Here is a 19,718-nt window from a genome sequence, read left to right on the forward strand (position 1 = left end):
ATGCCAGAGCTACTAAGCGGCATCCGCCATCTGCCAGACTATCTGGATTGCGCTCGCCAGGAAGCGCTGGTCGATATCATGAGGAATATTGTCGCCGAGGCGCCGCTCTACGTGCCGATCATGCCCGGCACCGGCAAGCCGATGTCGGTGCGCATGACCAATTGCGGCTCGCTCGGCTGGGTGACGGACAAGGCGCGCGGCTATCGCTATCAGCCGATGCACCCGGTGACCGGCAGGCCGTGGCCGGCACTCCCGTCGGAGTTGCTGGAGATCTGGGGCGACGTTTCGGGCTACGATAAGCCGCCTGAAGCCTGCCTCGTCAATTTTTATTCGGATGAGGCGCGCATGGGGTTGCATCAGGACAAGGATGAGAACGACCTGAAAGCGCCGGTCGTCTCGATTTCGCTCGGCAATACCTGCCTGTTTCGCGCGGGTGGCGTGAACCGCAACGACAAGACCATGTCTCTCAAGCTGTCGAGCGGCGATGTCGTCATTCTCGGTGGAGAAGGGCGGCTTTGCTTCCACGGCGTCGACCGCATCTATCCGGGCACCTCGACCCTTTTGAAGAACGGCGGCCGTATCAATCTGACGCTCCGCCGGGTCAATCCGTAGAAGCAATTCCAACAAGGGTTTCGTCAGGAATTGCGTTGCTCAAAGCTTGCGCAGCGCCACCTGTTCGATCAGATGATCTTTGCCCTTGCGCAGGATGAGATCGGCGCGCGGCCGCGTCGGCAGGATGTTCTGGTGCAAATTCTTGAGGTTGATATTCGCCCAGAGGTCTTCAGCGATCGCAACCGCTTCTTCATCATTGATCGATGCATAGCGATGGAAGTAGGAATTCGGATCTCGGAAGGCCGTCTCCCTGAGCCGCATGAAGCGCGTCACATACCAGTTGTGGATCTGCGTTTCCTCAGCGTCGATATAGATCGAGAAGTCGAAGAAGTCGGAAACCATCGGCACGATCTTGCCGTCGGCCGGCAGGTCACGTGACTGCAGGACATTGATGCCCTCGAAGATGAGGATATCGGGCCGGTCGACGATCTTGTATTCGTCCGGCAGCACGTCATAGATGAGGTGCGAGTAGGAGGGCGCCTTCACGTCCGGCAAGCCGGCCTTGATCGCCGAGAGGAAACGCAGGATCGCGCCCGTATCGTAGCTTTCCGGAAAACCCTTGCGTTGCATCAGGTTCTCGCGTTTCAGCACGGCATTGGGATAGAGGAAGCCGTCCGTGGTGACGAGATCGACCTTGGGGCTGGAAGGCCAGCGGCCGAGCAGCTCCTTCAAGATACGTGCCGTCGTGGATTTACCGACAGCGACAGAACCGGCAATACCGATCACGAACGGCGTCTTCGCCACATCCGACAGGCTGAGGAAGCGGTTGCGCTGCTCGAAAAGCAGCTGCGAGGATTCCACATGCGCCGAAAGCAGACGTGACAGCGACAGATAGATGCGCCGGACTTCATCGAGGTCGATCGGGTCGCCCATGGAGCGGAGCCGTTTGACCTCATCGGCCGTCAGCGTCATCGGCGTGTCGGCACGAAACTTTGCCCACTGTTCCGATGTGAAGAAGTGATAGGGGGAATAGGAAGCGGTCTGGAAGTGATCCAGCTTTTCCGCCACCCCGATAATCTGTGTCGCGATACTCATGAACTCTGCCGGCTGGCCTTTTCCTTGAGGCCGGATTGCGCGGTCCGCCGCGCAAGTTCGGTCATGACATTCTCTACCGGTATTTCAGCAATCTTCAATACGACCAATAGGTGATAGAGAACGTCGGCTGCTTCATATGTGAGGTTATCGCGGTCGTTGGTGACGGCGGCCATGACAGCCTCGATCGCTTCCTCGCCGAGTTTCTTGGCTGCTTTCTGCTGTCCGCCGGCCACCAGCTTGGCGGTCCAGGATTCGTCCGGAGAGGCCTTCGCCCGCTCTTCGACGATTCGCTCGAGGTCGGAAAGGGAAAATCCGCTCATGTCCTGCTTCCAAACTCAGTCGAGGCGCATCGCGATGCCGCGCTCAGACATATAGTGTTTCGCTTCGCCGACGGAATAGGTGCCGAAGTGGAAGATTGATGCGGCAAGCACCGCATTGGCATGGCCTTCCTTCACGCCGGCCACGAGATCGTCGAGATCACCGACGCCGCCAGAGGCAATGACCGGCACGCGAACGGAATCGGCAATCGCACGTGTCAGCTCAAGATCGTAGCCAATCTTCGTGCCGTCGCGGTCCATGGAGGTAACGAGCAACTCGCCGGCGCCGCGGGCAACCATCTTCTGGGCGAATTCCACCGCATCGATGCCGGTCGCGTTGCGGCCGCCATGTGTATAGATTTCCCAGGCACTGAAATTATCGCCGCCGACTTTGTGCGTGAGGCGGCGCTTGGCATCGATCGATACGACGATGCACTGGTCGCCGAACTTGTCAGCCGCTTCGGCCACAAAATCCGGATTGTTGACCGCAGCCGAATTGATAGAGACCTTGTCGGCACCGCACAGCAGCAGCTTACGGATATCGGCAATGGTCCGCACGCCGCCGCCGACGGTAAGCGGCATGAAGCATTGCTCGGCCGTGCGTGCCACGACATCGAAGATTGTCTCGCGATTGTCAGAGGAGGCGGTGATGTCGAGGAAGCAGAGCTCGTCGGCGCCGGCCGCATCATAGGCCTTGGCTGCTTCGACAGGATCGCCGGCATCGACCAGATTGAGGAAATTGACGCCCTTGACGACACGACCGTCCTTGACGTCGAGGCAGGGGATTATGCGGGCTTTCAGGCTCATTATACAGTCTCCTTCGCCCGTGCTGCTTTGATGAGATCGAGCGCCTCCTTGGGATCGATCCGCCCATCATAAAGAGCCCGTCCGGAGATGGCGCCTTCGAGCTTGCGGGCATCCGGTTGTAGCATGCGTTTGATGTCGTCGATCGAGGCAAGTCCACCCGATGCGATGACCGGGATGGAGACAGCGTCCGCCAGCTCCAGCGTCGAGGTCCAGTTGATACCCGCCAGGATGCCGTCGCGGTCGATATCCGTATAGATGATTGCGGCAACGCCGGCGCCTTCGAATTTCTTTGCGAGTTCTACGATGCCGAGTTCGGATGCTTCCGCCCAGCCTTCGACCGCGACCTTGCCGCCCTTGGCATCGATGCCGACGGCGACGCGGCCCGGAAATGTCTTGCAGGCTTCGATGACGAGCGCTGGATCTCGCACGGCAACGGTGCCGAGGATGACGCGGCGCAGACCGCGCGAAAGCCAGTTTTCGATATGAGCGAGCGTTCGGATGCCGCCGCCGAGCTGAACCGGGTTTTTCGTTGCCTTCAGGATCGCCTCGACGGCATCGCCATTGGCCGAATGTCCCGCAAAGGCGCCGTCGAGATCGACCACATGCAGCCATTCGAAACCCTGCTCTTCGAAGGATTTCGCCTGGGCGGCCGGATCGGTATTGTAGACCGTCGCCTGTTGCATGTCGCCGAGCTTCAGGCGAACGCATTGTCCGCCCTTCAGATCGATCGCGGGAAAAAGGATCATTCGTCTCAAGTCCGTAGCATCATGGGCACTATCAGTGCATTCCACGCATCTACGATATCCGAACGAAAAAAGACAGCGGCAATGGTGAGAGCGGCGAAAAGGACGATCAGCAGCAGTGCCACGGTGAAGCCGACCCCCACCTGGCGCCAGAAGCCGGTACGCTTTTTCACGGAATTTTCGATATCGCGCACCTGCCGCAACGCCTCGCTGTTGGTGGCAACGAGCTGGATCTGCGGCTCCATGGCCTCGACATAGGTCTCGGCATAGCTTGAAAGGATCTGCGAGGCACGGTCGCGCAACGTGTTGCGCAGATCGGACGAAAGATAATTGCTCGTCACCGCCGCGATTTCCGCCTCAATGGGCGAACGGCCGGCGTTGCGCTTGCGATAGCTGACGATGAAATCACGCTTCTGGCGCTCATAGAGCGCATAAGCGAGCAGACCGATCAGGTCATCCTCGCCTTCGATATAGAATTCCAGCACGGCTTCGGCGAAATCGCCGGCGCTTATCTCGTCCGATCTCAGCCTAGAATTCTCTTTTCCCGGAAAGGTCTCCTGCATCAGCGGTCGAGCCTTTCTTTAAGCGTTTTGGCAGCGTTGGAGAGCGCTTTGCGATGCAGAGCTTCGTCGACCTGGCGGATGATCGTCCCGCCGGGCAGTCTGATATCGAGGAACGGCGGCTGGCCCTCTCTGGCAGGCCGCAGCCTGTAAAATATCTTTCCTGTCTTTTGTGAAGCCGGCATCGAGCGCGCTCCTGTATCTGCCTTCCCTTACAAGGGAAATAAGGCGCGCATATTAAAAGCCAGCCCTCAGGGCGCCCAGCGCAGGAAATTCGCAATCAGCGCCAGTCCGAGCTTCTGGCTCTTTTCCGGGTGGAATTGCGAACCGGCCATATTATCCCGGCCGACGAAGGCCGTCATCGGCCCACCATAATCGGTGGTGGCGATCACGTCAGAGGCTTTCTCGGCAGCGAGATGGTAGGAGTGTACGAAATAAGCATGCAGGCCATCAGGTCCGGTCGGAATACCGTTGAAAAGCGGATGCTCCTGTTTCAGGTCGAGCGTGTTCCAGCCGATCTGCGGGATTTTCAGCTCGGGGTCGGCAGGTGTCATCTCGACGACGTCGCCTGCAATCCATCCGAAACCTTGCGTCACCGTTTTTTCAAGACCGCGCGAGGACATGAGCTGCATGCCGACGCAGATGCCGAGGAAGGGACGCGCCTTATTCTCGACGCCTTCGAGCAGGGCCTCCGTCATACCAGGCACGGCATCGAGCCCGCGGCGGCAATCGGCATAGGCGCCGACGCCCGGCAGCACGATACGGTCGGCCGCGGCAACGATCTCCGCCTTGTCGGTCAGATTGATTTCGGCCTCGATGCCGGCTTCGCGGGCCGCACGTTCGAAAGCCTTGGTGGCTGAGCGCAGATTGCCAGAGCCGTAGTCGATAATTGCGACGCGCATTATTTGCGTCCTCCGTCAAAACCGAAGAGACCGAGCGAAGTGGAATTGCCCTGCTGTGCCTGCGGGCCGGAAGCCTGGTTCCATTCGGGCGCCTTCAAATTGGCGCCGGTCTCGATGTTGGAAAAATAGATCTCTTCCGCAAGATCGATCGAGGAAGCGCCGATAGCGGCCTCCTCGCGCCAGCCGCGGGAGGCGAGATTGCGGATGCGGAAATTCTGGCCCTCGAACCCGACGAACAGGTTCACGGCAAAGGCAAGTGCCAGTCCCGCTGGTCCAAAACCCGGTTGCTCCATCAGTACGCCGCTGATTGCCTGCAGCACAAAGGCGATGATTGCATGGAGCCAGAGGCGATGCGCCAGCAGCCAGATCCAGGGAAAGAAGAAGGCAAGCCACGAGAAACCGTCGCGGATCGTGCGCGTGTCCTGGCGCTGATCATCAGGCGGAACAAGAAAAACGTAGCTGGATGCCATCTGACGCTCCCTTCTGGGGCTCAGGCGAGTGTGCCCTTGGTCGAGGGAACACGGCCCGCCTGTCGCGGATCGATCTCTGTCGCCGTGCGCAGAACGCGGGCGACGGCCTTGAAGCATGTCTCTGCAATATGGTGGTTGTTGGCACCATAGTGATTGAGAATATGCAGGGTGATCCCGGCATTCTGGGCGAGCGCCTGGAAGAATTCGCGCACCAGTTCCGTATCGAAAGTGCCGATCTTCGGCGCGCTGAAGGAAACGTTCCAGACGAGGAAGGGGCGGCCGGAGAGATCGACGGCAGCCTTTGTCATCGTCTCGTCCATGGCGAGGTCGATCGAGGCGTAACGCGTGATGCCGCGGCGATCGCCGAGAGCCTTGGCGATCGCCTGGCCGATAGCGATACCGGTATCTTCGACCGTGTGATGGTCGTCGATATGCAGATCACCTTTGGCCTCGATTTCCATGTCGATCAGCGAATGTCGCGAAAGCTGATCCAGCATATGATCGAAGAAGCCGACGCCCGTCGAAATCGTCGATTTGCCGGTGCCGTCGAGATTGACGGAAACGGAAATGGACGTCTCATTGGTCTTGCGGGAAACGCTGCCCGTGCGGCTCGCTGCGGTCTCGGCCATATGGCTTTCTCCTTGAAATCAACGTGGTTCCTTATCAGGCGGATAGCGAAATATCCAGAAGCGCAGGGCCACAAAAGGAAGGCCATTTGCAATCGCGGCTTGCCCACTTACATAGGGTTCAACAGGGCCGATGTTCGACCCGTTGGAACAGCCCGCGAGTTGGGGCAACAGGTGTTTGATGACGACAATTATTACAGTTCGAAAAGGCGGCAAGGTCGTGGTGGCTGGCGATGGCCAGGTCAGTCTCGGCCAGACCGTCATGAAGGGCAACGCGCGCAAGGTCCGCCGCATCGGCAAGGGCGAAGTGATTGCCGGATTTGCAGGTGCTACCGCTGACGCCTTCACCCTTCTGGAAAGGCTCGAAAAGAAACTGGAACAGTATCCGGGTCAGCTGATGCGTGCTGCCGTCGAACTCGCCAAGGATTGGCGTACCGATCGTTACCTGCGCAATCTCGAAGCGATGATGCTGGTCGCCGACAAGTCGGTAACGCTCGCCATCACCGGTAACGGGGACGTGCTGGAACCAGAGCATGGCGTCGCGGCCATCGGCTCCGGCGGGAATTTCGCGCTTGCAGCAGCTCTTGCGCTGGCGGACACGGATAAATCAGCAGAAGAGATCGCCCGTCGTGCGCTCGATATCGCTGCCGACATCTGCGTCTACACCAACCACAATGTCATTGTGGAAACGCTGGACGTGGAATGACGGATTACGTCTTCCGTCTCGTCACGATGACTGATCTGCCGCTTCTGGCCGAATGGCTGGAACAGCCGCATGTCCGCCGTTGGTGGGGCGAGCCGGAGAAGGCGCTGGCCTCGATTGAGGAGCATCTGCGTGATCTGACGGTCGAACTCTATATAGTGACGCTCGACGGCTGGGATTTTGCCTTCATTCAGGTGGCAGATCTCGATGATGAAGACGATGTCGCGCTGAACGGCCAGCCCGAAGGCACCTGCGGTATCGATCAGTTCATCGGTGTCGAAACGCTTCTGGGAAAGGGTCACGGTCCGGCCTTCATGGCGAATTTCTGCCGGGCGCTCTTCGATAGGGGGAAGAATCGCGTGCTGGTCGATCCTCATCCGGACAACACCTTCGCAATCAGAGCCTATACCAAGGCAGGCTTTCAAAGACTTGGCGAAACAACTACGAATTACGGCCGGGCACTCCTCATGGCCCTGGACCGCCAGGAGAATGATACACAATGACCACCTTTTCTCCCCGCGAGATCGTTTCCGAGCTCGACCGCTATATTATCGGCCAACATGAGGCCAAGCGCGCCGTGGCGATTGCACTCCGCAACCGCTGGCGCCGCCATCAGCTCGATCCGAGCCTGCGCGATGAAGTCATGCCGAAGAATATCCTGATGATCGGCCCGACCGGTGTCGGCAAGACGGAAATCTCTCGTCGCCTTGCCAAGCTCGCCGGGGCACCCTTCATCAAGGTCGAAGCCACGAAGTTCACCGAAGTCGGTTATGTCGGCCGCGATGTCGAGCAGATTATCCGCGATCTCGTCGAAGTCGGCATCGGTCTTGTGCGCGAAAAAAAGCGCACCGAGGTTCAGGCAAAGGCCCATATGAGCGCGGAAGAGCGTGTTCTCGATGCGCTGGTCGGCGCGACGGCGTCGCCCGCCACCCGCGAAAGCTTCCGCAAGAAGCTGCGCAGCGGCGAGCTCGACGACAAGGAAATCGATATCGAAGTGGCCGATGCCGGTTCAGGCATGGGCGGCTTCGAAATCCCCGGCATGCCGGGCGCCAATATCGGCGTGCTGAACCTGTCTGAAATGTTCGGCAAGGCGATGGGCGGCCGCACCAAGAAGGTGCGCACCACGGTGAAGGCGTCTTATACGGACTTGATCCGAGATGAATCCGACAAGCTGATCGACAACGAAGTCATCCAGCGCGAAGCCGTTCGTTCGGTCGAGAATGACGGCATCGTCTTCCTGGACGAGATCGACAAGATTGCGGCGCGCGATGGCGGCGCCGGCGCCGGCGTTTCCCGCGAAGGCGTTCAGCGCGACCTGTTGCCGCTCGTCGAAGGCACGACGGTTTCGACCAAGTACGGCCCGGTGAAGACGGATCACATCCTCTTCATTGCCTCCGGCGCCTTCCATGTTTCCAAGCCGTCGGACCTGCTGCCCGAACTGCAGGGCCGTCTGCCGATCCGCGTTGAACTGCGTCCGCTGAACAAGGAAGACTTCCGCCGCATCCTGACGGAAACCGAGGCAAGCCTGATCCGCCAGTATAAGGCGCTGATGGAAACCGAAAGCCTGACGCTCGACTTCACGGAAGATGCGATCGATGCGCTCGCCGATGTCGCCGTCCACCTGAACTCCTCCGTCGAGAATATCGGCGCTCGGCGCCTGCAGACGGTCATGGAGCGTGTACTGGACGACATTTCCTATAACGCTCCGGATCGCGCCGGCACGGACGTGAAGATCGATGCCGCTTACGTGCGTGAACATGTCGGCGATCTCGCGCAGAATACCGATCTGTCACGCTTCATCCTGTGATTGCTAAAACATCTTTTTTACCTTTGCGCAGGTAATGCCAAAACTTTGACGATCCGAACTCTCGACAGCGGGCCTTTTACTTTCTAGTGAAAGGCCCGCTTTGTTTTTTGTACCGGCTTTATTCGGACAAGATTCTGGTCCAGTCAGCCGCTTCACAAAGACGACAGGGAAAGACGGGAAAGCAGATCGTGCGACGCCTTTTGACAAGCCTTGTGATTGCCATGACCATTGCGGGCTCGGCTCCTGCCCTTGCGGCGCAGGCTGTTCCGCCCGGCAATCGTCATGCCGAACAGCCGGATATCCCTGGCGCTTCGGTTCGTCGCACCAAGGGCACCAAGACGACGTTCGATCTCAAATATGAGAAGATCTACGACCTGCTGTCGACCGACCACGAACTCATGGGCAAGATCAAGAAGGTCTCAAACGCCTATGGCATCAACCCGATTCATGTGATCGGCGCGATCGTCGGCGAACACACCTACAATGTCGACGCCTATGACCGCCTCCAGGCCTATTACGTCAAAGCCGCCTCCTATGCCGGCGAGAGCTTCCGTTTTGCCTATGATGGCGAAAGCGTCGACGATTTTGTCGACCGGCCGCAATTTGCTGCCTGCAACGGCAAGAGCGATTCCTACACGCTCTGGACCTGCCGCGAGGATGTCTGGGAAAGCGATTTCCGTGGTAAGACCATTGGCGGCAAGAGCTTCCCGAACAACCGCTTCAGCGCTGTTTTCTTCCAGCCCTTCTATGCCGGCCAGACCTTCGGCCTCGGCCAGGTCAATCCGTTGACGGCGCTCATGCTGTCTGATCTGGTCAGTCGTGTTTCCGGCTACCCGAAGCTGAACGAGAAGAATGCTGGCTCGGTCTATAAGGCGATCATGGACCCCGACATCTCGCTCGCCTTCGTCGCCGCCTCGATCCGCAGGTCGATCGACGACTACAAGGAGATCGCCGGCGTGGATATCTCCGACAATCCGGGAGTGACGGCGACACTTTATAATGTTGGCAATTCCCGTCAGCGTGCCGCAGCCCTTGCCGCCAAGAATCGTTCCTCCGGCACGACGGTCTGGCCGGAAGAGAATTATTACGGCTGGCTGATCAACGACAAACTGGACGAGCTGAAGGGCCTGCTCTAACCTCCGGGCCTGCCGGGAAGATTATATTTCCGGCGAAAGGCTTTGCTCATGGGTATGCGTCCGGACCCCTTCGTTCCTCCGGCACCGTTGCCGCGTACCGTGCCGCCGTCGCGGCTCGAGATCATCAGGACGATTTTCCGCAATCCGCTGGAGCTCTGGGGCGAGCCGTCCTACACGCTGCCGTGGATTCGCACCAGTTTCTTTGGCCAGAGAACGCTGATCGTCAACGATCCCGGTCTCATCAAGCATGTGCTGGTCGACAATGCCAACAATTACCGCATGTCCGACATTCGCCAGCTCGTGCTGCGCCCGATCCTGCGCGACGGACTTTTGACGGCGGAAGGCCCCGTCTGGAAACGCTCGCGTAGGGCAGTTGCGCCCGTATTTACGCCCCGTCATGCAAAAGGGTTCGCCGACCAGATGCTGCGCCAGTCGGAAGACTACGCCCGCAAATATGCTGATGTCGGTGAGGCCGGCACGATTTTCGATATCAGCACCGACATGACGGAGCTGACGTTTGCTATCCTTTCCGACACGCTGTTTTCCGGCGACATCGTCACCTCCGGCGGCTACTTCGCCGATGATGTCAACGAGTTGCTGCATCGCATGGGCCGCATCGATCCGATGGATTTGTTGCGGGCGCCATCCTGGATTCCACGTGTGACACGCATCGGCGGCCAGAAGGTGCTGGAGAAATTCCGCACCATCGTGCGCAACACCATGGATATGCGGCTTGCCAAGATGAAGGCCGACCGCGGCAAGGCGCCGAACGATTTTCTCACCCTGCTTTTAGAGCAGGCTGGTCCCGATGGCCTGACGAAAGAGGAGATCGAGGATAATATCCTCACCTTCATCGGCGCCGGCCACGAGACGACCGCCCGCGCGCTCGCCTGGACGCTCTATTGCGTCTCGAACAGCCCACATATCCGCGAGGCGATGGAAAGGGAGATTGATGCGGTGCTCGCGTCAGGCGCCGAACCGGTCGAATGGCCGGATCTGATGCCGCAGACCCACGCCGCCTTCGAGGAAGCTCTGCGCCTCTATCCGCCGGCCCCGTCGATCAATCGGGCCGCTATCTCGAATGATTCCTGGACAAGCGCCAAGGGCGAGCGGGTCGAGATCGAAGCTGGTGTTACCGTGCTCGTCATGCCCTGGACTCTGCACCGTCATGAACTTCATTGGGATCGGCCGCGCGCCTTCATGCCGGAACGTTTCCTGCCGGAAAACCGCGCCTCTATCGGTCGCTTCCAGTTCCTGCCGTTCGGCGCCGGTCCGCGCGTCTGCATCGGCGCGACGTTCGCGCTTCAGGAGGCGGTGATCGCGCTGGCCGTTCTGATGCATCGCTATCGCTTCGATTCCACCGACCAGACGAATCCCTGGCCGGTCCAGAAGTTGACGACACAGCCGCAGAACGGCATCCCGATGCGTGTCACGCGACGGACTATTTCCGGGTCTGCATAAATCTTTCGAATTGTTGCTGAATTGACTGTGAGTGAAAGCCGGGCAAAGTGGCAGCATCGAGAAAGCTGCCACTGCAAGGGAGACACCGCATGAGCCGCATTGAAAAGAATGGTCTCTTCATCGAAGCCGTCCTCCATGATTTCCTCGTGAAGGAGGCGTTGCCGGGCCTCGCCATCGATGCGGACAAGTTCTTCGCCGATTTCTCGGCGATGGTTCACGATCTTGCGCCGAAGAATCGTGCACTGCTTTTGAAGCGCGATCAGCTTCAGGCAAAGATCGACGATTGGTATCGTCGGAACGGTGCACCGACGGACATGGAGGCCTACCAGTCCTACCTCAAGGGCATCGGCTATCTCTTGCCGGAAGGCCCGGATTTCCAGGTCTCGACGGCCAATGTCGATACCGAGATTGCCTCTATTGCCGGCCCGCAGCTTGTCGTTCCCGTCATGAATGCCCGTTACGCGCTGAATGCTGCCAATGCCCGCTGGGGCTCGCTCTACGATGCTCTCTACGGCACGGACGCCATTCCGGAAACGGACGGGGCCGAAAAGAGCAAGGGTTATAATCCCAAGCGCGGCGAGAAGGTCATTGCCTGGGTTCGCGATTTCCTCGATTCCGCCGCTCCCCTCGACGGCAGTTCCTGGAAGAATGTCGGCGCCTTCGCTGTCAAGAACGGTGCTCTGGCGATCGCTGCCGCAGATGGCAAAGCTTTGGACCTGAAAGATGCCGAACATTTCGCCGGCTATCTCGGCGATGCAGATGCGCCGACGCATATCCTCCTGAAGAATAACGGCATCCATATCGAAATCATACTCGATGCCTCGACGCCGATCGGCAAGACCGATCCGGCGCATATTTCCGACGTCTGGCTGGAATCGGCCATCACGACGATCATGGATTGCGAGGATTCGGTAGCCGCTGTCGATGCCGAGGACAAGGTCGTCGTCTATCGCAATTGGCTCGGTCTGATGAAGGGCGATCTGCAGGAGGAAGTGACGAAGGGCGGCTCGACCTTCGTCCGCAAGCTCAACCCGGATATGGCCTATACGGCACCAGGCGGCGAAAGCTTCGAGCTGCACCGCCGTTCGCTGATGCTAGTGCGCAATGTCGGCCACCTCATGACCAATCCGGCGATCGTTGATCGCGACGGCAACGAGGTACCTGAAGGCGTCATGGATGCAATGATCACCGGCCTGATTGCGCTCTACGATGTCGGCCCGTCGGGACGCCGCAAGAATTCGCGTGCCGGCTCCATGTATGTCGTCAAGCCGAAGATGCACGGGCCGGAAGAAGTTGCCTTTGCCGTCGAGATTTTCTCGCGCGTTGAAGATGCGCTCGGCATGCCGCGCAACACCATGAAGATGGGCATCATGGACGAAGAGCGCCGCACGACCGTCAATCTGAAGGAATGCATCCGTGCTGCCCGCGAGCGTGTCGTCTTCATCAATACGGGCTTCCTCGATCGCACCGGCGATGAAATCCATACATCGATGGAAGCCGGCCCGATGATCCGCAAGGGCGATATGAAGCAGGCCGCCTGGATTGCTGCCTACGAAAACTGGAATGTCGATATCGGTCTGGAATGCGGCCTCTCCGGCCATGCGCAGATCGGCAAGGGCATGTGGGCCATGCCCGACCTGATGGCCGCCATGCTGGAGCAGAAGATCACCCATCCGAAAGCCGGCGCCAACACCGCATGGGTGCCGTCGCCGACGGCCGCTACCCTGCATGCCACGCACTACCACCAGATCAATGTCGCCAAGTTACAGGAAGGCCTGAAGGATCGCGCTCGCGCCAAGCTCTCGGATATCCTCTCCGTGCCGGTTGCCGTACGGCCGAACTGGACACCGGAAGAAATCCAGCGCGAGCTCGACAACAATGCGCAGGGCATTCTCGGTTATGTCGTGCGTTGGGTTGACCAGGGTATCGGTTGCTCGAAGGTGCCTGACATCAACAATGTCGGCCTCATGGAAGATCGCGCGACGCTGCGCATTTCTGCCCAGCACATGGCGAACTGGCTGCACCACAAGATCGTCACCAAGGATCAGATCATCGAAACGATGAAGCGCATGGCGGCGGTCGTCGATCAGCAGAATGCCGGTGATTCGGCCTACATAAAGATGGCCGGAAATTTCGAAGATTCTGTTGCCTTCCAGGCGGCACTCGATCTGGTCCTGAAGGGCAGGGAACAGCCAAACGGCTACACCGAACCGGTCCTGCACCGCCGCCGTATCGAGATCAAGGCGAAACAGGTCGCGTGGACCTGAGCAAGCCAGATATAAAAAGGCCGCCGGATCGAAAAACCGGCGGCCTTTTTTATACCGAATTCAGTGCCTAGCCTACTGGATAACGATGACCTTGGAGGTGGTCTTGCCTGGCCGGACGCGGCTGTAGAGGTCGATCACATCCTGGTTCATCAGGCGGATGCAGCCCGACGAAGCGGCGGTGCCGATCGAGGCCCATTCCGGGGTGCCGTGCAGGCGGAAGAGCGTGTCCTTGCCCTCTTCATTGAAGAGGTACATGGCGCGTGCGCCGAGCGGGTTGGTGAGGCCTGGACCCATGCCGTCTTCGACATATTTGGCGATTTCAGGACGACGGACGGCCATTTCCTTCGGCGGGTGCCAATTCGGCCATTCCTGCTTCCAGGCGACATAGGCCGTGCCGGACCATGCGAAGCCCTGTTTGCCGACGCCGATGCCGTAGCGGACGGCCTTGCCGTTGGGCAGGATATAATAGAGGTGACGCTCGCGCGTGTTGACGATAATCGTGCCGGGACGTTCGTCGCTCTGATAAGAGACGATCTGGCGGCGGAATTCCGGCTTGACGCGATCGATCGGGATTGCCGGCAGGGAGTATCCGGCATCCGACGTTACGCCATAGGCGTCATTGAAGATTTGTGCCGTCTGAACGGTCGGACCCGCGCCCTTGTCGTTGGACGCGGTTTCGGACGTTGTGGAGCAGCCGGCCAGTGCCAGGGTCGCCAGCAGGCCAAATACAGGGAATGCGTTGCGGATGCGCATGGATGACTCGTGAAGGTTTTGGGGCAATGAAAGACAGTCTTTCGACCATCGTTATTTATGGTTTATTTTCGATTAACTTTGCCTTTGCAAGGCTGCTGCGGTGCGACAAAATCCATCTGCGCCGCAAATTAGAAGCGCATGGTTTTTTTGCAACAACAGCCAACCCCACCTGAGGGTTATCCATGACGATTTTGAGCGTTTATAATAACAATCCGTTAATCGATGGCCGGCAATCGGACAGAGCCATGATGGTTCGCCGTGGCATGCAGGTTTTGCTCCATGACATGCGCCATGCGGTGCTGCCGGAGCTGCCGCTGGCGAGCGGCCGGCGTGCCGATCTGATCACGCTTTCGGAAAAGGGAGAGGTCTGGATCATTGAGATCAAGACGTCGATCGAGGATTTTAAGGTCGATCGTAAATGGCCGGATTATCGTTTGCATTGCGACCGCCTGTTCTTTGCGACGCATAAGGATGTGCCTGTCGATATCTTCCCCGAGGAGTGCGGCCTTTTTCTTTCAGATGGTTACGGGGCGCATATGCTTCGCGAAGCACCTGAACACCGTCTGCCGCCGGCCACCCGCAAGGCCGTGACCCTAAACTTTTCGCACGCTGCTGCGCAGCGGCTGATGATGGCCGAATGGGCAAACGGCAAGCCGTTCAGCGTGGATGATGTCTGATTATTTTGGCGCGCGTTTGGCGAGGATGCGCTGCAATGTGCGGCGGTGCATATTAAGCCGGCGCGCCGTCTCAGACACGTTGCGCTCGCATATTTCATAGACACGCTGGATGTGTTCCCACCGCACCCGGTCCGCCGACATGGGGTTTTCCGGCAGTTCGGCCTTTTCGCCCGGCCGTTGCGTGAGCGCGGCAAACACATCATCGGCGTCGGCAGGTTTTGCCAGGTAATCCACAGCCCCGAGCTTCACGGCCGTCACCGCGGTGGCGATATTGCCGTAGCCCGTCAGCACGATGATTCGCGTGTCGTCGCGCCGCTGGCGGATCGCCTCGATGACATCGAGGCCGTTGCCGTCACCGAGTCTTAGGTCGACCACGGCATATTTCGGCGGCCGGCCCTTGGACTTTGCCACACCTTCCGCCACCGATTCGGCCGTTTCCACATGAAAGCCGCGTGCCTCCATAGCCCGTGCTAAACGACGCAGAAACGGGCCGTCGTCGTCGACGATCAGCAAGCTCGGGTCAGGCCCGATATGCTCCTCGCTGGAGCCGGCGGAAATCTCGTGGTTCTGATCTGTCATCGCTACGGTCCCGGCGGTTGAATGTCCGAATGCGTCAACCGCTTATATCTTGTTTATGCCCACAAAGTCATTTTGTCGAATTTGCGTCGATCAATACGCGAGGCCATTCGATTCGAATGCGGGCGCCGGCATTTTCCGGATCGCGGTTTTCGAAAAGCAAAGATGCGCCGGAGCGCTCCAGCAGCGTTTTGGCGATGAAAAGCCCCAACCCCAGGCCTCCAGCCGTATCTTCCCTCTGCCGTTTCGTGACGTAGGGTTCACCGATACGCGTCAGAATATCGGGCGCGTAGCCGTTGCCGTCGTCCTCGATGACGATGAGCACCTTTTCGTGATCGTGCTCGACCGTGACCGTCACCTTCTCTCGCGCATAGTCGACAGCGTTCTCGACGAGGTTGCCGAGCCCGTACATGATGCCGGCATTGCGGTCGGTAACGGGCTCGCCCCTGCGCGGGCTTTTCTCTATCAACTCCAGCTTGATGCCGAATTCGCGATGCGGCGCCACTATCTCCTCCATCATCGAGGAGAGCGGCAACCGCCGCAGATGCGCCTCGCCCTCGGCAGAGAGCGTCGTCAGCCGGCGAAGGATGTCGCGACAGCGCTCGCTCTGGCTGCGCAGAAGCTGAACATCCTCGCGGAACCGGTCGTCATTCTTGAGCTCGCGCTCCATCTCCTTGGCAACGACGCTGATCGTCGCAAGCGGCGTGCCGAGCTCATGGGCTGCGGCGGCCGCAAGCCCGTCGAGCTGGGAGAGATGTTTCTCCCGCTGCAGCACCAGCTCCGTCGCGGCAAGCGCGTCGGCGAGCTGGCTTGCTTCCATCGAAACCCGGTAGGCATAGAAGGCGGCAAAGGCCATGGTCGACGCGATCGAACACCAGACGCCGAACTGCATGACATTGTGGACGTTGATTTCCATCCCGTCGTACCACGGAAGCGGAAAGGGCGAGAAGGCAAGCACGGTAATGCAGACCATCGCAAAGCCAATCAATGCTGTGCTGTAGCGGATTGGCTGTGAGGCGAAGGAAATGATGACGGGAACGCAGACCAGTGCCGCAAAGGGATTGGCAAGGCCGCCAGTAATGAAGAGCAGCGCGCAGAGCTGCAGAAGGTCGAAACCCAACAGCGCGAAAGCGGCAGGCGGCTCAAGCCGGTGAGTCGGCGGATAGCGTATCGTCAGATAGAAATTCACCCCGGCGAGTGCGGCAATCAGCGAGCAGCTGGCAACCAGCGGCAGGGGGAATTTCAACAGGAACGCGACGATGAAGACTGTTACCGCCTGGCCGGTGACCGCCAGCCATCGTAATCGCACCAAGGTCTGCAGGCGCAGCCGCCGGCTGCTCAGCCTGTCTTCCCGTGTCTGGGTTTCGGTTTTCTCAATCACGCCGTACTCCTACAGCCCATACTCTTACAGCATCGACGCACGGCGCTCCAAGGAAGGCAGATTATGTACCACGGGGCTTTGCCCTTGTCGTCGGCGCCGCTTCATCAGGCTTTTCCGGCCAGGGATGTCTTGGATAACGCCCCCGCATATCCGCGCGCACATCTTTCCACGAGCCCGCCCAGAAACCGGGCAGGTCGCGGGTCGTCTGGATCGGCCTGTGGGCCGGAGAAGTAAGCTCCAGAAGCAGGGGCAATCGTCCGCCGGCGACCGCCGGATGCAGCTTGAGACCGAAAAGCTCCTGTACCCTGATCGTCAGTGTCGGTTCTTCGCCGTCGTACTGGATCGGATGGCGCTGCCCCGTTGGCGCCTCGAAATGCGTTGGCGCAAGCCGTGCGAGATCGCGCTGCAGGTCGTGCGGGACGAGTGCCATCAGCCCGTTGGAGAGCCCGGCGACGGAAATATCCGAAAGTCCTCTCGCGTCCGTCTGGAAAGGGATGAACCAGTCTTCCATGTGGTCAAGTAGTGCTTCGTCCCTCATATCGGGCCATGGTTCACCGATCGTCCGGTGCAGGAAGCCGATCCGCTCCCGAAGCTGCAGGGCCTCCTTGGAAAAGGGAAGCTGATCGAGTCCCAGCTCCTGCAATCCTTGCGCAAGCGCCCGTACCACCGCCTCGCCCGAGGGTCGTGGAAGCGGCGCTTCCTCGAATACGATCGCGCCGAGCCTTGTGGCTCGACGTGCCCGCACCTGCCGGCTCTGCCTGTCGAAAAAGGTCTGATCGTCCGTCCGGATTTCGCCCGGCAGCTCAACTTCGATGTCGGCACGGGAAATGTCCGCTGCCGCCAGAATTCTCCCCTGTGCAGCCCGGCCCGTCAGGTCGGCAATGACCAGCATCTGGCTGCCAGCCAGCCGCTCGGTCTCCGCCAGCTCCGCACCGCGGCCATTTGCCATGACATATCGCCCGCGCGCGCCGCGCTGAAGTGCGACCCGATCCGGGAAAGCGTGCAGGAGAAGCCTTCCTGCAAGCGCAGGTTCAGCACTCGAAATCTTGTTGAAGCCTTCCGAGAGCCTTCCCGCGAGCCGCCTCGAAGCCTCCGCCCTTTCGCCCTTTTCGCCTTTGAAACGTCGGAGACGCTCTTCCAGATCGATACTGGTGCCGCCGAGCCCTTGCTCGGTCAGTAGCACGGAGATCAGCGCCGCATCCTTGGCATGACCTGATTCACCAGCGGAAACCACCATGGCGGCCAGCCGCGGCGGCAGGGCGAGGTCGCGCATCACCTTTCCGCGCGCCGTCAACGCGCCGTCCTTGTCCAGCGCTCCGAGCTGTACCAACAGCGCGCGGGCTTCCTTGATCGTCGTTTCCGGCGGCTGATCGACAAAGGCGAGCAATTTTGTGTCCTGGACGCCCCAATGGGCAAGATCGAGCACGAGACCGGAAAGGTCGCTCGAAAGGATCTGTGGTGGCGTGAACGCCGGAAGTGCCGCCGTCTGCCCCTGATGCCATAGGCGGATGGCGATGCCCGGCTCTGTTCTTCCGGCGCGGCCGGCGCGCTGCTCGGCCGAAGCCCGAGACACCCGCACGGTTTCCAGCCGGGTGATGCCTGTCGATGCCTCGAAGACAGGCAGCCGCTGCAAACCGCTGTCGATCACGATCCGCACACCGTCGATGGTAATTGAGCTTTCGGCAATCGAGGTCGCAAGCACGATTTTGCGCGTACCTGGTGCTGCGGGACGGATCGCCGCATCTTGCTCTTTCTGCCCGAGATTGCCGTAGAGCGGCGCAATTAGCGTCTCGGGGCCGAATCGTCCCTGAAGCCGCTCTGCCGTCCGGGTGATCTCCGCCTGACCAGGAAGGAAAGCAAGAATCGATCCGGATTCGCTTGCATGAAAACCGACGATCGCCCGCACCATCGCATCTTCGATTCGCTCGCCGCCCGGCCGGTCCTGATAGCGAATCTCGATCGGAAAGCTTCGCCCCGTGCTTTCGATAACAGGCGGATGATCGAGCAGGATGGTGACCCGCTCGATATCGAGCGTTGCCGACATCACAAGGATGCGAAGATCCTCCCGAAGCGCCGATTGAACGTCGAGCGCCAGCGCAAGACCGAAATCGGCATCCAGCGACCGCTCGTGAAATTCGTCAAAGATCACAGTCGAGACGCCGGAAAGTTCGGGATCATCGAGAATCATACGAGCGAAGACGCCTTCTGTAACAACTTCGATCCGCGTCCTCGCCGATATCTTGTTGTCCAGGCGCATGCGGTAACCGACCGTTTCGCCCACCTGCTCGCCCAGCAGGGACGCCATCCGGTGTGCCGCGGCGCGCGCCGCCAGCCGGCGGGGTTCCAGCAGGATGATTTTCCCGTCGCCGCGCCAGGCCTGGTCAAGCAGATGAAGCGGTACGAGCGTCGTTTTGCCGGCGCCCGGAGGAGCCGAAAGCACCGCCCGCTTATCCTTGCAAAGCGCCGCGCTGATATCGGGCAGCACATGCGAAACCGGAAGCTCCGGCAAAGAAGTCTTGGTCTTCACTTTCGGCCCGTTACCATTTCATAGGCAAGGATGGCGGCGGCCAGATCCTCGAGCGCTGCACCAACGGATTTGAAGAGCGTAATTTCCTTATCGTCCTTCCGTCCACCGCTGCTGCCGGAGATCAGTTCTGCAAGCTCGCCGCGTATATCGTCTGCTTTCAATACCCCGCTCTTCAGCGGTTGGACGATGTCGCCGCCTTCGCTGAGCGCGCCGGCTCTCGTATCTACATATACGGCGGAGCGACGCACGGCATCATCATCGCTCTCGCGCATGCTGGGTTTGAAAGCGCCGACAAGGTCGAGATGGGCCCCGGGCTTAAGCCACTCGCCACGAATAAGCGGCTCGCTGGAGAGCGTCG

23 protein-coding genes (1 of these 23 running past the window's edge) are annotated in these 19,718 nt (G+C 59.6%); 9 read left to right on the top strand and 14 right to left on the bottom strand.

Annotated features, from left to right (window positions below):
• Positions 1-612 (top strand): alpha-ketoglutarate-dependent dioxygenase AlkB, encoded by a 612-nt coding sequence (locus ACK9YZ_RS20965; protein ID WP_416065044.1) that lies wholly within the window; start codon positions 1-3, stop codon positions 610-612.
• A gap of 39 nt (positions 613-651) precedes the next feature.
• Here ACK9YZ_RS20965 and coaA read toward each other — a convergent pair whose 3' ends face one another.
• The 9 genes from coaA to hisB all read right to left on the bottom strand — a co-directional run bounded on the left by coaA (position 652) and on the right by hisB (position 6,075).
• Positions 652-1,647, bottom strand: coding sequence for a type I pantothenate kinase (coaA, locus tag ACK9YZ_RS20970; protein WP_416065045.1), 996 nt, complete (start codon positions 1,645-1,647; stop codon positions 652-654).
• Complete coding sequence (locus ACK9YZ_RS20975) at positions 1,644-1,967, bottom strand: phosphoribosyl-ATP diphosphatase (protein ID WP_183734621.1); 324 nt, start codon at positions 1,965-1,967, stop codon at positions 1,644-1,646. Before ACK9YZ_RS20975 ends, coaA begins: the two co-directional genes overlap by 4 nt.
• Before the next feature lie 15 nt (positions 1,968-1,982).
• Positions 1,983-2,771, bottom strand: coding sequence for an imidazole glycerol phosphate synthase subunit HisF (gene hisF, locus ACK9YZ_RS20980; protein WP_183734622.1), 789 nt, complete (start codon positions 2,769-2,771; stop codon positions 1,983-1,985).
• Positions 2,771-3,517, bottom strand: coding sequence for a 1-(5-phosphoribosyl)-5-[(5-phosphoribosylamino)methylideneamino]imidazole-4-carboxamide isomerase (gene hisA / locus ACK9YZ_RS20985; RefSeq protein WP_216756426.1), 747 nt, complete (start codon positions 3,515-3,517; stop codon positions 2,771-2,773). The genes hisF and hisA overlap by 1 nt, the downstream gene beginning before the upstream one ends.
• 5 nt (positions 3,518-3,522) lie before the next feature.
• On the bottom strand, positions 3,523-4,080 hold the full coding sequence (locus ACK9YZ_RS20990; RefSeq protein ID WP_416066785.1) for a hypothetical protein: 558 nt from the start codon (positions 4,078-4,080) through the stop codon (positions 3,523-3,525).
• Entirely contained in the window at positions 4,077-4,259 is a 183-nt protein-coding gene (locus ACK9YZ_RS20995; protein WP_216756428.1) for a hypothetical protein, read from the bottom strand. The genes ACK9YZ_RS20990 and ACK9YZ_RS20995 overlap by 4 nt, the downstream gene beginning before the upstream one ends.
• A gap of 66 nt (positions 4,260-4,325) precedes the next feature.
• A complete protein-coding gene (gene hisH / locus ACK9YZ_RS21000; RefSeq protein WP_416065046.1) occupies positions 4,326-4,976 on the bottom strand; it encodes an imidazole glycerol phosphate synthase subunit HisH in 651 nt (216 codons plus the stop codon).
• Positions 4,976-5,446, bottom strand: coding sequence for a DUF2628 domain-containing protein (locus ACK9YZ_RS21005; protein WP_416065047.1), 471 nt, complete (start codon positions 5,444-5,446; stop codon positions 4,976-4,978). Before ACK9YZ_RS21005 ends, hisH begins: the two co-directional genes overlap by 1 nt.
• A gap of 20 nt (positions 5,447-5,466) precedes the next feature.
• On the bottom strand, positions 5,467-6,075 hold the full coding sequence (gene hisB / locus ACK9YZ_RS21010; RefSeq protein ID WP_416065048.1) for an imidazoleglycerol-phosphate dehydratase HisB: 609 nt from the start codon (positions 6,073-6,075) through the stop codon (positions 5,467-5,469).
• A 178-nt stretch (positions 6,076-6,253) separates the two neighbouring features.
• Between hisB and hslV the strand changes: the two genes are divergently transcribed.
• The 6 genes from hslV (at position 6,254) to ACK9YZ_RS21040 (ending at position 13,446) form a co-directional block, all read left to right on the top strand.
• On the top strand, positions 6,254-6,778 hold the full coding sequence (gene hslV, locus ACK9YZ_RS21015) for an ATP-dependent protease subunit HslV (protein ID WP_216756432.1): 525 nt from the start codon (positions 6,254-6,256) through the stop codon (positions 6,776-6,778).
• Positions 6,775-7,278, top strand: a complete 504-nt coding sequence (locus ACK9YZ_RS21020) for a GNAT family N-acetyltransferase (RefSeq protein ID WP_416065049.1) — start codon at positions 6,775-6,777, stop codon at positions 7,276-7,278. The genes hslV and ACK9YZ_RS21020 overlap by 4 nt, the downstream gene beginning before the upstream one ends.
• Positions 7,275-8,582 carry an ATP-dependent protease ATPase subunit HslU gene (gene hslU, locus ACK9YZ_RS21025; RefSeq protein WP_416065050.1) on the top strand — a complete coding sequence of 436 codons (1,308 nt, stop codon included), beginning with the start codon at positions 7,275-7,277 and terminating at the stop codon, positions 8,580-8,582. Before ACK9YZ_RS21020 ends, hslU begins: the two co-directional genes overlap by 4 nt.
• Before the next feature lie 188 nt (positions 8,583-8,770).
• Entirely contained in the window at positions 8,771-9,718 is a 948-nt protein-coding gene (locus ACK9YZ_RS21030) for a DUF1402 family protein (RefSeq protein WP_416065051.1), read from the top strand.
• Positions 9,719-9,766: 48 nt separating this feature from the next.
• Positions 9,767-11,179, top strand: a complete 1,413-nt coding sequence (locus ACK9YZ_RS21035) for a cytochrome P450 (RefSeq protein WP_416065052.1) — start codon at positions 9,767-9,769, stop codon at positions 11,177-11,179.
• 89 nt (positions 11,180-11,268) lie between these two features.
• Positions 11,269-13,446 (top strand): malate synthase G, encoded by a 2,178-nt coding sequence (locus ACK9YZ_RS21040; RefSeq protein ID WP_416065053.1) that lies wholly within the window; start codon positions 11,269-11,271, stop codon positions 13,444-13,446.
• 72 nt (positions 13,447-13,518) lie between these two features.
• Here ACK9YZ_RS21040 and ACK9YZ_RS21045 read toward each other — a convergent pair whose 3' ends face one another.
• Positions 13,519-14,199, bottom strand: a complete 681-nt coding sequence (locus ACK9YZ_RS21045; protein ID WP_216756438.1) for a L,D-transpeptidase — start codon at positions 14,197-14,199, stop codon at positions 13,519-13,521.
• A 2-nt stretch (positions 14,200-14,201) separates the two neighbouring features.
• Here ACK9YZ_RS21045 and ACK9YZ_RS21050 point away from each other — a divergent pair, with 2 nt between their 5' ends.
• Together ACK9YZ_RS21050 and ACK9YZ_RS21055 are read left to right on the top strand one after the other, a co-directional pair.
• Positions 14,202-14,372 carry a hypothetical protein gene (locus ACK9YZ_RS21050; RefSeq protein ID WP_416065054.1) on the top strand — a complete coding sequence of 57 codons (171 nt, stop codon included), beginning with the start codon at positions 14,202-14,204 and terminating at the stop codon, positions 14,370-14,372.
• A gap of 9 nt (positions 14,373-14,381) precedes the next feature.
• Complete coding sequence (locus ACK9YZ_RS21055; protein ID WP_416065055.1) at positions 14,382-14,876, top strand: MmcB family DNA repair protein; 495 nt, start codon at positions 14,382-14,384, stop codon at positions 14,874-14,876.
• On the opposite strand, the gene ACK9YZ_RS21060 is transcribed toward ACK9YZ_RS21055, so the two are convergent.
• From ACK9YZ_RS21060 to ACK9YZ_RS21075, 4 genes are all read right to left on the bottom strand, one after another.
• Entirely contained in the window at positions 14,877-15,455 is a 579-nt protein-coding gene (locus ACK9YZ_RS21060; RefSeq protein ID WP_183734638.1) for an ActR/PrrA/RegA family redox response regulator transcription factor, read from the bottom strand.
• A 67-nt stretch (positions 15,456-15,522) separates the two neighbouring features.
• The gene (locus tag ACK9YZ_RS21065; RefSeq protein ID WP_416065056.1) at positions 15,523-16,833 is read right to left on the bottom strand and encodes an ActS/PrrB/RegB family redox-sensitive histidine kinase; all 1,311 of its coding nucleotides are present in this window, start codon (positions 16,831-16,833) and stop codon (positions 15,523-15,525) included.
• Between the two features lie 61 nt (positions 16,834-16,894).
• Positions 16,895-19,360, bottom strand: a complete 2,466-nt coding sequence (gene hrpB, locus ACK9YZ_RS21070; RefSeq protein WP_416065057.1) for an ATP-dependent helicase HrpB — start codon at positions 19,358-19,360, stop codon at positions 16,895-16,897.
• Positions 19,357-19,718, bottom strand: partial view of an ornithine cyclodeaminase family protein gene (locus ACK9YZ_RS21075; protein ID WP_416066786.1) — the 3' end only. 586 nt of this gene lie beyond the right edge of the window; the window shows 362 of its 948 coding nt (coding positions 587-948); its start codon lies beyond the right edge, outside the window — the gene reads right to left on this strand; the stop codon is at positions 19,357-19,359. The genes hrpB and ACK9YZ_RS21075 overlap by 4 nt, the downstream gene beginning before the upstream one ends.

The sequence above is a fragment of the Rhizobium sp. ZK1 genome, from assembly GCF_047782645.1.
In the GTDB taxonomy this organism is placed as follows: Bacteria; Pseudomonadota; Alphaproteobacteria; order Rhizobiales; family Rhizobiaceae; genus Rhizobium.

What these genes read in the sequence shown, in the direction of transcription:
- ACK9YZ_RS20965 (WP_416065044.1), top strand. Translation starts at nt 1, where the DNA reads ATGCCAGAGCTACTAAGCGGCATCCGCCATCTGCCAGACTATCTGGAT.
- coaA (WP_416065045.1), bottom strand. Translation starts at nt 1,647, where the DNA reads ATGAGTATCGCGACACAGATTATCGGGGTGGCGGAAAAGCTGGATCAC.
- ACK9YZ_RS20975 (WP_183734621.1), bottom strand. Translation starts at nt 1,967, where the DNA reads ATGAGCGGATTTTCCCTTTCCGACCTCGAGCGAATCGTCGAAGAGCGG.
- hisF (WP_183734622.1), bottom strand. Translation starts at nt 2,771, where the DNA reads ATGAGCCTGAAAGCCCGCATAATCCCCTGCCTCGACGTCAAGGACGGT.
- hisA (WP_216756426.1), bottom strand. Translation starts at nt 3,517, where the DNA reads ATGATCCTTTTTCCCGCGATCGATCTGAAGGGCGGACAATGCGTTCGC.
- ACK9YZ_RS20995 (WP_216756428.1), bottom strand. Translation starts at nt 4,259, where the DNA reads ATGCCGGCTTCACAAAAGACAGGAAAGATATTTTACAGGCTGCGGCCT.
- hisH (WP_416065046.1), bottom strand. Translation starts at nt 4,976, where the DNA reads ATGCGCGTCGCAATTATCGACTACGGCTCTGGCAATCTGCGCTCAGCC.
- ACK9YZ_RS21005 (WP_416065047.1), bottom strand. Translation starts at nt 5,446, where the DNA reads ATGGCATCCAGCTACGTTTTTCTTGTTCCGCCTGATGATCAGCGCCAG.
- hisB (WP_416065048.1), bottom strand. Translation starts at nt 6,075, where the DNA reads ATGGCCGAGACCGCAGCGAGCCGCACGGGCAGCGTTTCCCGCAAGACC.
- hslV (WP_216756432.1), top strand. Translation starts at nt 6,254, where the DNA reads ATGACGACAATTATTACAGTTCGAAAAGGCGGCAAGGTCGTGGTGGCT.
- ACK9YZ_RS21020 (WP_416065049.1), top strand. Translation starts at nt 6,775, where the DNA reads ATGACGGATTACGTCTTCCGTCTCGTCACGATGACTGATCTGCCGCTT.
- hslU (WP_416065050.1), top strand. Translation starts at nt 7,275, where the DNA reads ATGACCACCTTTTCTCCCCGCGAGATCGTTTCCGAGCTCGACCGCTAT.
- ACK9YZ_RS21035 (WP_416065052.1), top strand. Translation starts at nt 9,767, where the DNA reads ATGGGTATGCGTCCGGACCCCTTCGTTCCTCCGGCACCGTTGCCGCGT.
- ACK9YZ_RS21040 (WP_416065053.1), top strand. Translation starts at nt 11,269, where the DNA reads ATGAGCCGCATTGAAAAGAATGGTCTCTTCATCGAAGCCGTCCTCCAT.
- ACK9YZ_RS21045 (WP_216756438.1), bottom strand. Translation starts at nt 14,199, where the DNA reads ATGCGCATCCGCAACGCATTCCCTGTATTTGGCCTGCTGGCGACCCTG.
- ACK9YZ_RS21050 (WP_416065054.1), top strand. Translation starts at nt 14,202, where the DNA reads ATGACTCGTGAAGGTTTTGGGGCAATGAAAGACAGTCTTTCGACCATC.
- ACK9YZ_RS21055 (WP_416065055.1), top strand. Translation starts at nt 14,382, where the DNA reads ATGACGATTTTGAGCGTTTATAATAACAATCCGTTAATCGATGGCCGG.
- ACK9YZ_RS21060 (WP_183734638.1), bottom strand. Translation starts at nt 15,455, where the DNA reads ATGACAGATCAGAACCACGAGATTTCCGCCGGCTCCAGCGAGGAGCAT.